Below are 14,935 nucleotides of genomic sequence, written 5' to 3'. Positions count from 1 at the left end.
TTTAGCCGTATGTCGCTGCCTTACCACACTTGCATAAATGAGGGGTAGTTTCTATAGTGTGTGTTAGTGGGTAATTGTGGGTAATTGTGGTTTTTATGATGGGTTTAGGTGAGCGAATGGCTAATGTTTCGCGGAGTTAATCAGATAAATCTGGATGTGAAAGGCCGTATGGCCATTCCTGCCCGCTACCGGGATCAAATCTCGGTGCAGTGTGCCGGGCATCTGGTGTTGACGATTGATACCGAAGAGCGCTGCTTGCTTCTGTATCCCATTGATGAATGGGACATTATACAGGCCAAAATTGATGCGCTACCCAGTCTGAATCCAGTTGCCCGCCGTTTACAGCGTTTGTTGGTGGGGCATGCTTCAGATCTTGATATGGACAGTCATGGGCGGCTATTGATCCCGGCGCTTTTACGCGATTACGCAGGATTAGATAAAAAGACCATTTTGTTAGGTCAGGGGCGGAAGTTTGAAATTTGGGACGAGTCTAATTGGAATACGACTCGCGACAGATACTTACAGGAAGTCGAAGGTGAAGCGCTGCCAGAAGCATTGCTTAATTTGTCACTTTAATTTTTAAAATAGGATCTTTCTGTGAGTACTGAAACATTACAACATATTACCGTGCTGCTTGACGAAGCCGTCGCTGCTTTGGTTCAAAATCCTGATGGGTTCTATATAGACGGAACATTTGGGCGAGGCGGGCATTCTGATCTGATCTTAAAGCAGTTATCTTCAGAAGGTCGGTTAATGGCCATTGATAAAGATCTTGAAGCCATTACCTGCGCTCACACTCGGTTTGCTGATGATGCGCGCTTTGAAATCGCACATGGTTCGTTTTCTGAACTACAGCAGTTTGTTACCGATCGAGACATGTTCGGTAAAGTTGATGGTGTTCTGCTGGATCTGGGCGTGAGCTCTCCTCAATTAGACGACCCTTCACGTGGTTTTAGTTTTCAGAATAGTGGTCCGTTGGACATGCGCATGGATACGACCTCAGGTCAAAGTGCGGCAGAGTGGATTAAGCGTGCGTCCCAAGATGAAATCGCAGATGTGATTTACACCTATGGTGAGGAGCGTCATGGTCGACGTATGGCTAAGGCTATTATTGAAGCCCGGGCTATTGCTCCGATTGAAACAACGGCTCAATTAGCAAAAATTATAACTGACGCTAATGCTTCCTGGGAAAAAGGTAAGCATCCTGCCACACGCGCATTTCAGGCTATCCGTATCCATGTTAATCGTGAATTGGAAGACCTGGAAAAGTGTCTGGATCAGTCGCTTGATTCATTGAAAGTGGGTGGGCGTCTGGTGATTATTAGTTTCCATTCATTAGAAGACCGCATCGCTAAGCGCTTTATTCGTAAGCATGTGAAGGGTGATGATCATCTTCCGATGAGCATTCCTATTACCACTGATATGTTGAATCAGCGATTGAAAGCGGTCGGGAAGATGGTTAAAGCCAGTTCTTCGGAAGTGGATATTAATCCGCGTTCTCGCAGTGCGGTTATGCGAATAGCCACCAAAATCGCGTAATACGACAGGGTAGCGTTAGCATGTCGTCGTCATTCATATCGTCATTTGTCTCGTCATTAAAGGTGCGCATTTTGTTTTCCACACCAAAATGGTTAAGCAGAAACAAAGAGAAGGAAGCAATACCACAACCGATGCTAAGTGTTGAGGCTGTGGCTCGTCCTGTATTTGTTGTTGCCATTTTGGTTGTTCTTATTGTGTGTAGTGCTTTGGCTGTTACGTATGAGGCTTTTCAATATAGGAATCTTTTTAATAAACAGCAAATTATTGTTCAGCAGTGGGATGGCTTTCAAGTTGAGTGGGGCCAGTTACTGCTAGAGCAAAGTGCGTTAGGTGCGAATAACCGAGTTGAGCGTGTGGCATCAAAACAGTTGAATATGATAGCGCCGCAGCCGAGTATGATCGAGATTGTTCAGTATGAGCGATAATACAGCTCCTGTTATTGTTGAGTCTGCGGGACGCAGCTGGCGATTGATTCTTATGTCAGTGCTTTTGCTTCTGGTCGCGGGTGGTATTGTTACAAAGCTGGTTTCATTGTATACGCTTGATCAGGATTTTTTACAGCGTCAGGGTGATGCCCGTAGTTTGCGAACGACCTTGATTCCTGCTCATCGTGGCCTGATCACAGATAGAAATGGTGAGCCATTGGCGGTGAGTGCGCCGGTAGCCACTATTTGGGCTGATCCAAGTAAAGCAGATACGCATCACCGGGGAATGGCAAGGCTGGCCTTTTTGTTGGATATGAAACGTGGCGATTTGGTTTCTGATCTTGAAAAAGATGTCGAACGTCAATTTATCTATCTAAAACGCCAGGTGACACCCGAACTAGCTGATCAAATTGATGCACTTAATGTGCCGGGTATTCATGTTGATGTTGCGTATAAACGCTACTACCCGGCAGGTGAGGTCTCAACTCATCTGGTTGGATTTACCGGAATGGACGGCGAAGGTCAGGAAGGTATGGAGCTGGCTTATAATGATGTATTGCACGGTGAACCGGGTCGTAAACTGGTCATGCAGGACCGTCTTGGGCGGACCATTAAACATATTAAATCTATTGAGCACGCTAAGCCTGGTCAGGATCTACAGCTAAGTATCGACTTGCGTCTTCAGTATATGGCGTATCGTGAATTGAAGGCTGCGGTTCAGGTACATAAAGCAGATTCTGCTTCTGTTGTGGTTCTGGATGCGCGAACAGGAGAGGTGTTAGCGATGGTCAACCAGCCCTCCTATAACCCCAATGACCGCAGTAAAATGAACTTGGCCGGATTGCGTAATCGTGCGCTTACGGATCTGTTTGAACCCGGTTCTACCGTCAAGCCTTTAACTATCTCTGCGGCATTAATGAGTGGTAAGTATAGCGTTGATTCCATTGTCGATACGTCGCCGGGTTATATTCGCGTACGTGGCAATACGATTCGCGATCACCGTGATTATGGAAAGCTGGATTTAACATCAATCATCACTAAATCGAGTAACGTTGGTGCAACAAAAATCGCACTGAGCTTACATGAAGATGCCATCCGTAACCTGTTTCATAATGTCGGTATGGGGCAGCCTTCGGGTACCGGATTTCCCGGAGAGCGTAATGGTAGCCTCCCTTATTATGCACCAAAACGCGTGGTTGAACGGGCCACTATGTCTTACGGCTATGGCTTATCAGTAACGCCATTGCAATTGGCACAGGCGTACTTGCCGTTGGCTAATGATGGCGTGGTTCTGCCTGTTAGTTTGTTAAAACAAGAGGGTGTGGTTAAGGGTAACCGGGTCATGCCTGCGGCGATTTCAAAAGCAGTGCTGGGCATGATGGAAACGGTTACTCAGACGGGTGGTACAGGACGTCGTGCTGCTGTGTATGGTTATCGTGTAGCGGGTAAAACCGGCACCGTTCATAAGAGTAGCCAGGGTGGTTATGCGGATGACAAGTACCTTTCTGTGTTCGCGGGTATTGTTCCGGTTTCTGATCCGCGATTCGTTGTTGTTGTGATGGTGAATAATCCAAAAGGTCAGGAGTATTACGGTGGCTTAGTTGCCGCGCCTATATTTTCGCGTGTTTCAAGTAACGCATTACGTTTGATGAATGTGACGCCTGACCAGTGGCCGGATGATCCGAAAGATACGGTCGTGATGAAATGATTAAATTTATGCCAACCACATTACAAGCGCTTTCTATTGTTGCTCCCGATCATGCGGCGGCAAATTGTAAGGTAATGGGGCTCTCCTCGGATAGTCGCCATGTTCAGCCGGGTGATCTTTTTGTCGCGCGTGATGGCATCACTCATCGCGGTGTTGATTTTATCGAGCAGGCGGTCGATGCCGGTGCTATTGCTGCTGTAGTTGAAGCTTGGACAACATCGCAGGATGACCTTAGTTGTTTTGGTATTCCTGTTATTCGAATAGAAAATTTGGCTGATAAAGCCGGTGTTTTTGCCGCGGCAATGCTCGGTCAACCCAGTACGAAAATGACGTTGATCGGTGTGACCGGCACTAACGGCAAAACGTCCTGTGCGCATTATATAGCACAGGCATTAACTGCATTAGGTACAAAAACGGCGCTGATCGGCACGGTAGGTAATGGTTTTCCTGATGCATTAAATACGGCGACGCATACCACCCCCGATGCGATTACTGTGCAGCGCTTACTGTCTGATTTTTATGCTCAGGGTGCGCAAGCAGTGGTGATGGAAGTGAGTTCGCACGCGCTGGATCAGGGGCGTGTTTCTGGCGTTCAGTTTGATGTGGTGGCGTTGACAAACCTCAGTCGTGATCATCTGGATTATCATGGCTCTATGGATGCTTATGCCGAGGCTAAGTCGCTCTTATTTACAACTAAGAATGTTGCTATTGGCGTAGTGCACAAAAAACGCAATATCGTTTTGAATGCAGATGATGATTTCGGCCGTCAACTGGCCCGGCAGCTAACCGCAGGTAACGTGCCGTTCTGTCTGTTTAGCTCGGATCTGAATAATACGCAACTTACTAACACAGAGTTAAATAGCGGAGTGCTTAAACAAGCTGATGTTGCTGTTAATCAGTGCGTGTTAAGCCGCCTAGGCGTTCAATTGTCGCTAACAATTCCAGGCGGCAGGGTTCGCTTTGAGGCGCCTGTTGTGGGTGATTTTAATGTATCTAACTTATTGTTAACGGTGTCAGTATTAAGTCAGTTGGACTTGTCTGCAGCGCAGATTGAAATGGCGATGGCGCAGGTGTCTGCTGTGCCTGGGCGTATGGAATGTTTGACGTGTGCAGGGCGACCAGCCGTTGTCATCGATTACGCGCATACACCTGATGCGCTTGAAAAAGCACTATTAGCAGCGCGGAAACACTGTTCGCAACAGTTATGGATTGTGTTTGGTTGCGGCGGTGATCGCGATACCGGCAAAAGAGCAGAAATGGCTGCCATTGCTGAACAGTTTGCTGATCGTGTTGTTGTTACCAGTGATAATCCGCGTACCGAATCCCCCGACGCTATTATTGAGATGATTATGCGGGGTTTTAATCGGCCGGGGCAGGTAGTTACGCTGGCCGATCGATACGAAGCAATCAACATGGCGATGCAGCAGGCAAGTGCTGAGGATTTGGTTTTAGTTGCGGGTAAAGGGCATGAAGATTATCAAGAGATCATGGGTGTTAAATACCCGTTCAGTGACAAAGTTGTCGTTGAAAGTCTGTTAGGAGACGTTGACGCATGATATTAAATCGTTGCCGGATCAGCGCATTGGTTGATGTATTAGATGCCAGGCTAGTAAGTCTTGAAAGTAAGTCGCATCTTGAAAACAAGTCACATCAGGATGTTGAATTTTTGCGCGTCACTACAGACACGCGTGCCATCAGCGTAGGTGATCTGTTTGTTGCGCTCAAAGGTGAGCGTTTTGATGCACACGATTTTGCGGAGCAGGCCAAAGCAGCAGGGGCTGTCGCTCTGGTTGTCGATCACGAACTTAATGTCGATATTCCTCAGCTGATCGTTACTGATACCCGTATCGCTTTAGGGAAAATAGCCGAATATAATCGCACTTTTTTTGAGGGTACGTTGTTCGCTATCACTGGTAGTAGTGGTAAAACCACCGTGAAAGAGATGCTGGCTGAAATTCTGTCAGGTGCCGGCCAGGTGCTGGCGACGAAGGGTAATCTTAATAATGAGATCGGCGTGCCGCTTACACTGTTAAGTCTGTCTGGCGGTGATCAATACGCTGTGATTGAAATGGGTGCGAGTGGCGCAGGCGAGATCGCTTATTCCGCGCATCTGGCGCATCCTGATATTGCATTGATTAGTAATGCAATGGGTGCGCATCTGGCTGGGTTTGGCTCTTTACAGGGCGTTGTTGAAGCGAAAGGTGAAATTTACGACGCATTAAGTGCGGTGGGTATCGCAGTTATTAATCGGGACGACCCGCATGCCGATCAGTGGATTAAACGCAGCGGCGATAGACGCATCATTAGCTTCGCGCAGAATGTACCGGATGCAGACATTAAAGCGCTTCAGTTATTGCAGCATGATAACGGTTGTTACAGCTTTACGTTGAGTCATGATGACGAATGTGAAAGCGTCCATCTGAATGTCATGGGGCGTCACAATGTGTCGAATGCTTTGGCCGCGGCGGCGTTAACGGTAGCGGCGGGATTGCCTCTCTCATTAGCTGCAGCGGGTTTAGGGCGGTTTCAGGCAGTGAAAGGTCGGATGTGTAGTCTTGAGGGTGTTATGGGGGCGCGTGTTATTGATGATAGTTATAACGCAAATCCCGGTTCAGTTAAGGCGGCAATACAGGTACTAAATGAATTAAAAGGCGAACGGGTTTTGATCTTGGGAGATATGGGTGAGCTAGGCGCTGATGCTGAGCAAATGCATCGTGATATCGGGCAGTTTGCAGCAGAACACAAGATTGATAAATTATTGGCTGTCGGGCCTTTAAGTAAAGCCGCTGTTGAAGGTTATCAAGACGCACAAGGCTTGATGGCTGAGCATTTTTCCGACCAGCAAAGCTTAGTAAATATGATTCGTCCATGTGCGCATCCCGGCATGGTGATCTTGATTAAAGGGTCCCGCAGCGCCGGGATGGATAAAGTTGTTAGCCGTTTAACGGAAGAGGTGTAAAAGAGATGTTGCTAATTCTGGCTGATTATCTTACGGAGTATTTCTCGGCAGTTGCTGTCTTTAAGTATCTGACCTTAAGAGGGATTTTGGGGGTATTAACCGCGCTGTCTATTTCACTTTTTATCGGTCCTAAGTTGATCCGTTATTTAAAAGAAAAACAGATTGGCCAGTCGGTACGTAATGACGGCCCGCAGTCTCATTTGAGTAAAGCGGGAACGCCGACCATGGGCGGCGCGTTAATTATTTTGTCAATCGCCGTCAGTACGCTGCTGTGGGCTGATTTGTCTAATCGCTACGTCTGGATTGTTTTGATAGTGACACTGATTTTTGGTGCCGTTGGCTGGGTTGATGACTGGCGTAAAGTGGTTGAGAAAAACTCCAGAGGCTTACCGGCGCGGTGGAAATATTTATGGCAGTCGGTGGGTGGCCTGGGTGCCGCCTGTGTCTTGTATTTTACCGCACAGACACCGGCAGAAACGCAGTTAATCGTACCGATATTTAAAGATGTTGCGATCGATATGGGCATCTTTTTCATTGTGTTTACCTATTTCGTTATCGTGGGCACATCAAACGCTGTGAATCTGACAGACGGGCTTGATGGTTTGGCTATTATGCCCACGGTGATGGTGGCCGGTGCGTTGGCTGTTTTTGCGTATCTGAGTGGGCATATTCGTTTTGCGGATTATCTGAATATTCCTTATATCGCAGGGTCAGGTGAGTTAATTGTATTTTGTGGCGCCATTGTGGGTGCCGGTTTGGGGTTTCTGTGGTTTAACACCTATCCCGCTCAGGTTTTTATGGGAGATGTAGGTGCGTTAGCGTTAGGCGCGGCATTGGGTACCGTCGCTGTGGTGGTTCGCCAGGAATTGGTGCTGGTGATTATGGGGGGTGTATTTGTTATGGAAACGGTGTCGGTCATCCTGCAAGTTGCTTCTTATAAGCTGACCGGGCGGCGAATTTTCAGGATGGCACCCATACACCATCATTTTGAATTAAAAGGCTGGCCAGAACCGCGTGTCATTGTTCGTTTCTGGATTATTACCGTTATCTTGGTGCTGGTGGGTTTAGCGACGCTAAAATTACGTTAGTCAAAGATAACAAAAGTTAGTTAGTAAATTTGATATTAAAAGACAAATAGCAGGAAAACGAATGTCATTAATTACGTCAGATCAGTTGAAGGTAGTGATCGGTTTAGGGCAAACCGGGCTTTCTTGTGCGCGTTATCTGGCGAAAAAAGGACTACGTTTTGCGTTAGTTGATACCCGCGATAATCCACCCAATCTTGATGAGATTAAAACAGAATTTGTCGGGATCGATATTAGATTAGGTGAGTTGGATGCTGTCTATCTTATGCAAGCCAGTGAGTTGATACTCAGCCCTGGCGTATCACAGCAGTTACCGGCTATCAAAGCGGCGGTTGCCGGTGGTGTGGCGCTGATTGGTGATATTGATCTGTTTTGTCGTGAAGTTAGCGCGCCAATTGTTGCCATTACGGGCTCCAATGCTAAGAGCACAGTGACGACGCTGGTGGGTGAAATGGCAAAAACGGCCGGCATTGATGTCGGTGTCGGTGGTAATTTGGGCACGCCGGTACTGGATATGCTGACGGCGGGAGAACAGTCGCTGTATGTGTTGGAGTTGTCTAGTTTTCAGCTTGAAACAGTCCATGATCTGCGTGCGCAGGTGGCAACCGTACTGAACATTAGCCCTGATCATCTGGATCGTTACGAGGGCATGCAGGGGTATTATCAGGCTAAACATCGGGTTTTTCGTGGTTGTCGTAGTGCCGTTGAAAACCGTGATGATGCGTTAACTCATCCTTTATTGCCTAAAGGCGTTGAATTAGTGGGGTATCGTCTTAGTAAGCCGGATTTGAAAGTGTTTGGTCTGATTGATGAAGCTGAGTCAGGTTCAGACGTTGCCGTTGAGTGGCTCGCAATAGGTAATCAGAAATTGATGCGAAGCTGCGATATCAAAATGCCGGGTCGACACAATGTTGCTAATGCATTGGCTGCACTGGCGTTAGGGCGTGCCGTTAATATTCCAATGGATGCGATGCTTGATACCCTGAAAATATTTGGTGGGTTGGAACATCGTTGTCAGTGGGTTGCGAAAAAGAATGATCTGACTTTTTATAATGATTCCAAAGGTACCAATGTTGGTGCAACCGTGGCAGCGCTTGATGGGCTTGGCGCTGGTTTGGTCGCCGGGCAGCGTATTGTTTTGATCGCGGGTGGTGATGGTAAAGGTGCTGATTTCGATGATCTGATCGTGCCAGTAAATCGTTATGTACGCGCAGTAGTACTGATTGGTCAAGATGCAGGAAAAATTCGTGCGACGCTTTCTGATAATCAAGGTGCGGTTAAGGCAGAGGGTATGGCTAAAACTAGTGCGAACATTCGGCTAGAAAACACATTAGAAAGCGCCGTGCAGCGTGCAGTTAATGTTGCTTTGCCCGGCGATATTATTCTGCTTTCTCCTGCGTGTGCCAGTTTCGATATGTTCAAGGGTTATGCTGATCGTGGGCATCAGTTTGTTGCCGCTGTGAGTGCGTTATGAATGCCGTAAATGCTCTGCGAGAACCTGCTTGGTTTTCATTTCCTAAACAGGGCGTTTTACCTTTTGACCCTTGGTTGTTGGGTCCGGCGATAGCGTTAGTGTTGACGGGTTTTGTGATGATTACTTCGGCATCCATGGATGTTGCGGCGGAAAAATTCGGTGGTCCTTTCTTTTTCGCAGCAAGGCACGGTTTTTTTATCTTATTAGCGATGGTTGCTTCCATCGTTGCCGTCAGAATACCTATTAAGTATTGGGAGAAATATGGTCCGATATTATTAGGGGTCGGTTTTGTCTTATTGATTTTGGTACTGATTCCAGGGATAGGTCGGGAAGTGAATGGTAGCCGTCGCTGGATTAGTCTGGGGCTGTTAAACCTACAGGCTTCCGAAATCGCGAAGTTTTGTATGGTGATTTACGTTGCAGGGTATCTGGTGCGCCGCTTATCTGAGGTGAGAAGCAGTTGGGGCGGTGTGGTTAAGCCGGTTTTGCCGTTAGCCTTTTTTGTGTCTTTGTTACTGGTCGAGCCAGATTATGGTGCAGCCGTGGTATTGATGGGTTCTGTCATGGGGATGATTTTCCTCGGAGGGATGCGTTTTGCCCAATTTCTCATGGTGTTGTTGTGTGCCGTCGGGATGATTGTGGTGATGGCTGTTGCGCAACCGTATCGTATGGCTCGGTTGAAATCGTTTCAGGACCCGTGGGCTGACCCGTTTGGTAGTGGTTATCAGCTATCACAGGCCCAAATCGCTTTTGGTCGGGGTGAGTGGTTTGGCACAGGCCTGGGCAATAGTGTCCAGAAATTATTTTATTTACCCGAGGCGCATACGGATTTTGTGTACTCAGTGCTCGCCGAAGAGTTCGGTTTGGTTGGTGCTCTGCTGGTGGTGATTATATACGGCATCATGATCTGTCGGATTTTTATTATTGGCCGCCAGGCAGAAAAGCAACAGCAGTTTTTTATGGGCTATATCACCTACGGTTTCGGGCTGATTTTTGCTGCACAGGCATTAATTAATATTGGCGTAAATGTTGGTGCTTTGCCTACAAAAGGACTGACCTTACCGCTAGTGAGTTATGGCGGTAGTAGTTTGTTGGTCTGTAGCGTGATGATCGCCATTATTTTGCGTGTTGATTATGAATTGAAAAAACTCAGGATTGCCGGGCCAGAAATGACGGCATCAGTGGGTACTTCAGAGACAGTTTCCAAGTCGGCTAAGAGAATGCCTAACAAGACGGCTAACAAAACATCTAAGAAACCCCCTTCATCTATACCAATCAGGGGTAGTCATGAAAAGTAATAAAACAGCATTGGTGATGGCAGGCGGTACCGGAGGCCATGTGTTTCCTGCTTTGGCCACAGCCAACTGTCTGCAGCAAGAAGGCGTTACCATCCATTGGATGGGCACGCAGAAAGGTATTGAATCAACGGTGGTGCCGAACGCAGGTATTCCTTTGCATACGATTGATGTGCAGGGGTTGCGCGGTAAAGGTCGGCTGAGTTTAGTGCTGGCTCCGTTTAAATTGCTTAAAGCTATTTGGCAGGCGGTTAAGGTCGTGCGTTTGGTAAAACCTGATGTGGTGCTGGGGATGGGGGGCTTTGCTTCTGGCCCCGGTGCGGTGGCGGCCCGATTGCTGGGTATACCTTTAGTGATTCATGAACAAAATGCGGTTGCGGGTATGACTAATCGCATTTCAGCAAAATTGGCGCAGCGTATTCTGGTGGCATTTCCGGATGCTTTTGGAGCAAACGTTAAGGTTGAGCAGACGGGTAATCCTGTGCGAGGGGCTATTTTAGATCTGCCCGAGCCTGCGCAGCGTTATGCGGCGCGAAGTGGCTCGATAAATTTGCTGATCGTTGGCGGCAGTCTGGGTGCCAAAGGTATTAATGAATTAGTCCCTGAGGCGCTCGCGCAGCTAAGTGCAGATGAGCGCCCGAATGTCTGGCATCAGACGGGTAAGCAGCACATCGATGCAACCCGGAAAAAATACAAAGCGCTGCAGGTTGAGGCGCGCGTTGATGCTTTTATCGAACATATGGATGAAGCATACGGCTGGGCTGACCTTGTTATCTGCCGGTCGGGCGCGTTAACGGTGAGTGAGTTGGCAATTGCCGGTGTACCTGCGTTGCTGATTCCTTTCCCATTTGCGGTGGATGACCATCAAACGGCTAATGCCCATTATCTGGAGCAGGTTGGCGCGGCATGGATCGTCCAGCAAGCTGATTTGAAAGTCGATGATATTATTGAGGTTTTACGTAACAAGGCAGATCGTAGTTCACTGGCGAAAATGGCACTTAACGCACGCAGTGTGGCAAAGCCCGACGCCAGTAACCAGGTTGCCAGAATCTGTCTGGAGAGTATGAAATGAGTTTAGTTGCACAAGCACCGACGGTCTATGAAGTACCTGAAATGAGACGTATCCGTACCATTCACTTTGTCGGTATTGGTGGGGTAGGTATGTGTGGTATTGCCGAAGTTTTATGTAATCAGGGATACCAGATCTCAGGTTCGGATATCCGGGCATCAGTGACTACTGATCGTCTCGTCGAGATGGGTGCCACTATTCATATCGGGCATGCGAAAGAAAATATACAGGGTGTTGATGTTGTTGTTATTTCCAGCGCCGTTAATGATACCAACCCAGAAGTGAAAGCAGCACGTGAAGCACGCATTCCCGTTGTACGTCGTGCAGAAATGTTAGCAGAGTTAATGCGTTACCGTCATGGTGTGGCGGTAGCCGGAACGCATGGTAAAACCACCACCACGAGTTTGTTGGCTTCTGTTTTTGCAGAAGCAGGATTAGATCCGACGTTCGTAATTGGCGGTCGGCTTAACAGTGCGGGCACTAATGCGCGTATGGGCGCCAGCCGTTATTTGATCGCTGAGGCTGATGAAAGTGATGCGTCATTCCTGCATCTGCAGCCTATGGTCTCGATTGTGACCAATATTGATGCCGATCATATGGATACTTATGGTGGCGATTTTAATGTGCTAAAACGCACCTTTGTCGAATTTTTGCATAACCTGCCGTTTTACGGCTTAGCGGTACTCTGTACTGATGACGCCATTGTGCAGGAGATATTGCCTGAGATCAGTCGCCCTGTAGTGACATACGGCCTTAATGATGGTGCTGATTACCGCGCTATTAATATTAGCCAGACAGGGATGCACACGCACTTCACTGTTAAGCGTCCTGACGGTCATTCTGATCTGGATATTACGCTGAATATGCCAGGTGTTCATAACGTGCTGAATGCATTGGCGACCATTGCTGTAGCGACCGATGAGGGTATTGATGGCGTTGCTATCGCTTCTGCATTGGAGAAGTTTTCCGGTGTCGGACGGCGTTTCCAGGTACTTGAGGATATTACGCTGGAAGGTGGTACTGCCATGCTGGTAGATGACTACGGACATCACCCGCGTGAAGTCGAAGCGACTATCAAAGCCGTCAAAGCCGGATGGCCTGAGCGTCGTTTAGTCATGATTAATCAACCGCATCGTTACACACGAACCCGCGACCTGTATGAAGACTTTGTCCAGGTGTTGTCTGGCGTTGATGTCTTAATGTTGATGGAAGTCTATGCCGCCGGTGAAGAGCCTATTGCCGGTGCTGACAGCCGTAGTATGTGTCGTAGTATTCGTCAGCGGGGAACTGTTGAACCTGTCTATGTGAAAGGTGCCGATGAAGTGCCGGAACTCTTAAGAAATGTGCTGCGTCCGGGTGATTTAGTGCTGACACAGGGAGCCGGGAATATAACCGCACTGGCTCATCAGCTATCAGGGCTTGATCTGTCAGGAGCCAAAGTATGACCTACCGGATAAGCGAAGAGCAAGCGGCTGCTTTTGGTCGGGTCGCTGTTATCTACGGTGGTAACTCAGCCGAGCGTGCGGTTTCGTTAAATAGCGGCACGGCAGTTTTAAAAGCATTACTAGTGGCGGGAGTGAATGCTTTTCCCCTTGATCTGTATGGCGCAGAAGGCGACTTAAACCCCGTTCAACAATTACAACAGGAACCGATTGATCGTGCTTTTTTGATTTTGCACGGTCGTGGTGGAGAAGACGGCACGATTCAGGGTTTGCTTGAAATGCTGCAAATTTCTTATACCGGAAGCCGGGTTGCCGCTTCTGCACTAGGTATGGATAAGTTACGTAGCAAGCAAGTGTTTGTTGGTGCGGGTCTTCCGACGCCTCCTTTCAGAGTTTTGCGCACGGAGAATGATTTGTTGTGCGCGCAGGAACTTGGTTTTCCATTGATGATCAAACCCGCCCATGAAGGTTCCAGTATTGGCATGCACAAGGTCAATAATGCGGTGGATTTGGCCTCAGCATGGACCGATGCCTGTGGCTATGACCAGTGCGTGATAGCAGAGAAATGGATCACCGGTGCGGAGTTTACGGTAGCGATTCTGAATGATAATGCGCTACCCGCTATTCGCTTAGAAACACCCAATGATTTTTATGATTACGAAGCCAAGTATCAGGCGAATGATACGCGTTATTTGTTTGACGATACCTTAAGTGAAGAAAAAGCGACTGAGCTTCTAAGGTTGTCTGAGCAGGCGTTTCAGGCGCTGGGCTGCAAAGGTTGGGGGCGTGTCGATTTAATGCAGGATAAGGCCGGGCAGTTTTATCTGCTTGAGGTGAATACCACGCCGGGTATGACCGATCATAGTCTGGTGCCAATGGCTGCGAAGCAAGCAGGTCTGAGTTTTGAGCAACTGGTCGTTGAAATTCTGAAAGAGGCCCAATGATATGGCGGTAGGACTCCATAGACTGAAAGTGTTTGATCAATCCTCGTTGCCTCCAATGGCAGCGAAGGATGACGATGAGGCAGATGTCCGGGAATCCGAAGGTTATTGGCGTCCGTTATTGATATTAACCGCATTTTTGATTTTCAGCAGTTTAGTGCTGAGTGCTTATGGACAGATGATGGCGTGGTTAGATAAGCCCATCACCGAAATCAGAATATTGGGAGCAACAAAATACCTGAATAAGCGTGTTTTGGCTGAGAAGCTAGCGGCGGGGATTAACACACCCTTGATGAATATTGATATTGAATCTTTACATGAGTCAATTCTTGATGAGCCATGGGTGCATAGTGCGCAGATTCGACGAGATTGGCCACCGGCCGTAGAAGTGATTATTGGTGAGCAGATTCCGGTGGCTCGGTGGGGTTTAAAAGGTCTGCTAAACCACCAGGGTGATATTTTTTGGCCTCCGGCAACTGATGCATACATAAACTTGCCCGTTTTGAATGGTCCGGCCACAGAAACACAACATTTGATGGCACAGTATCACGATTTGAGTCGGCTATTTCAGGGCGCAAATGTTAAAATGACAGGTCTATCTATGGAAGCGCGGGGTGCCTGGACGCTTTTGTTGGATAACGGCATAGAAGTGGTTATCGGGAAGGAGCAGTTAAGGGAGAGGTTGCAGCGTTTTTTACATATTTACAAAAAAGAGTTGGCGTCACGTGCAGCTCAAATTGAAAGAGTAGATATTCGTTATACCAATGGCGTTGCTGTGAAGTGGCGTAAGCTAGAAGAACAGGTTAAGGCGGGTTAAGAAAATATGTCAGATGCTAATATGATCGTTGCACTGGATATCGGCACCTCTAAAGTGGTGTGCCTGGTAGCCGAGGTAATGCCGGATGGCCATATCGAGGTCGTGGGTATCGGTTCGCATCCGACGCGGGGCCTGAAACGGGGTGTCGTAATTAATATAGAGTCGACGGTCGGGTCGATTC

The 14,935-nt window shown here is 48.0% G+C and carries 13 protein-coding genes and 1 pseudogene; all 14 read left to right on the top strand.

Translation table 11 applies throughout. From position 1 onward, the window contains the following. Window positions 1–123: 123 nt before the first annotated feature. On the top strand, window positions 124–576 hold the full coding sequence (mraZ, locus tag Nant_RS02190) for a division/cell wall cluster transcriptional repressor MraZ (protein ID WP_054340012.1): 453 nt from the start codon (window positions 124–126) through the stop codon (window positions 574–576). A gap of 21 nt (window positions 577–597) precedes the next feature. Beyond that, window positions 598–1,539, top strand: coding sequence for a 16S rRNA (cytosine(1402)-N(4))-methyltransferase RsmH (rsmH, locus tag Nant_RS02185; RefSeq protein ID WP_054340011.1), 942 nt, complete (start codon window positions 598–600; stop codon window positions 1,537–1,539). A gap of 20 nt (window positions 1,540–1,559) precedes the next feature. Then, window positions 1,560–1,964 (top strand): cell division protein FtsL, encoded by a 405-nt coding sequence (gene ftsL, locus Nant_RS02180; protein ID WP_082400028.1) that lies wholly within the window; start codon window positions 1,560–1,562, stop codon window positions 1,962–1,964. Next, window positions 1,954–3,672, top strand: a complete 1,719-nt coding sequence (locus tag Nant_RS02175; protein WP_054340009.1) for a peptidoglycan D,D-transpeptidase FtsI family protein — start codon at window positions 1,954–1,956, stop codon at window positions 3,670–3,672. The genes ftsL and Nant_RS02175 overlap by 11 nt, the downstream gene beginning before the upstream one ends. Further along, complete coding sequence (locus tag Nant_RS02170) at window positions 3,669–5,228, top strand: UDP-N-acetylmuramoyl-L-alanyl-D-glutamate--2,6-diaminopimelate ligase (RefSeq protein ID WP_238377050.1); 1,560 nt, start codon at window positions 3,669–3,671, stop codon at window positions 5,226–5,228. The genes Nant_RS02175 and Nant_RS02170 overlap by 4 nt, the downstream gene beginning before the upstream one ends. Next, window positions 5,225–6,631 (top strand): UDP-N-acetylmuramoyl-tripeptide--D-alanyl-D-alanine ligase, encoded by a 1,407-nt coding sequence (locus Nant_RS02165; protein ID WP_054340008.1) that lies wholly within the window; start codon window positions 5,225–5,227, stop codon window positions 6,629–6,631. Before Nant_RS02170 ends, Nant_RS02165 begins: the two co-directional genes overlap by 4 nt. Before the next feature lie 5 nt (window positions 6,632–6,636). Further along, window positions 6,637–7,719, top strand: coding sequence for a phospho-N-acetylmuramoyl-pentapeptide-transferase (mraY, locus tag Nant_RS02160; protein ID WP_054340007.1), 1,083 nt, complete (start codon window positions 6,637–6,639; stop codon window positions 7,717–7,719). A 61-nt stretch (window positions 7,720–7,780) separates the two neighbouring features. Beyond that, complete coding sequence (gene murD / locus Nant_RS02155; protein ID WP_054340006.1) at window positions 7,781–9,190, top strand: UDP-N-acetylmuramoyl-L-alanine--D-glutamate ligase; 1,410 nt, start codon at window positions 7,781–7,783, stop codon at window positions 9,188–9,190. Further along, window positions 9,187–10,488, top strand: a complete 1,302-nt coding sequence (ftsW, locus tag Nant_RS02150) for a putative lipid II flippase FtsW (RefSeq protein WP_082400026.1) — start codon at window positions 9,187–9,189, stop codon at window positions 10,486–10,488. Before murD ends, ftsW begins: the two co-directional genes overlap by 4 nt. Then, entirely contained in the window at window positions 10,478–11,557 is a 1,080-nt protein-coding gene (gene murG / locus Nant_RS02145; protein ID WP_054340005.1) for an undecaprenyldiphospho-muramoylpentapeptide beta-N-acetylglucosaminyltransferase, read from the top strand. Before ftsW ends, murG begins: the two co-directional genes overlap by 11 nt. Beyond that, entirely contained in the window at window positions 11,554–12,999 is a 1,446-nt protein-coding gene (murC, locus tag Nant_RS02140; protein ID WP_054340004.1) for a UDP-N-acetylmuramate--L-alanine ligase, read from the top strand. Before murG ends, murC begins: the two co-directional genes overlap by 4 nt. Then, window positions 12,996–13,940: a D-alanine--D-alanine ligase gene (locus tag Nant_RS02135; protein ID WP_054340003.1), complete on the top strand. Its 945-nt coding sequence runs from the start codon at window positions 12,996–12,998 to the stop codon at window positions 13,938–13,940. Before murC ends, Nant_RS02135 begins: the two co-directional genes overlap by 4 nt. A 1-nt stretch (window position 13,941) precedes the next feature. Next, window positions 13,942–14,754, top strand: a complete 813-nt coding sequence (locus tag Nant_RS02130; RefSeq protein WP_238377049.1) for a cell division protein FtsQ/DivIB — start codon at window positions 13,942–13,944, stop codon at window positions 14,752–14,754. Between the two features lie 6 nt (window positions 14,755–14,760). Then, a pseudogene (locus Nant_RS21190) lies at window positions 14,761–14,935 on the top strand (cell division protein FtsA); the annotation flags it as partial.

The organism is Neptunomonas antarctica, assembly GCF_001305295.1.
Classification (GTDB): domain Bacteria; phylum Pseudomonadota; class Gammaproteobacteria; order Pseudomonadales; family Balneatricaceae; genus Neptunomonas; species Neptunomonas antarctica.
The sequence above is the reverse complement of the archived record's forward strand: the minus strand, read 5'-3'. Positions and strand labels throughout refer to the sequence as shown.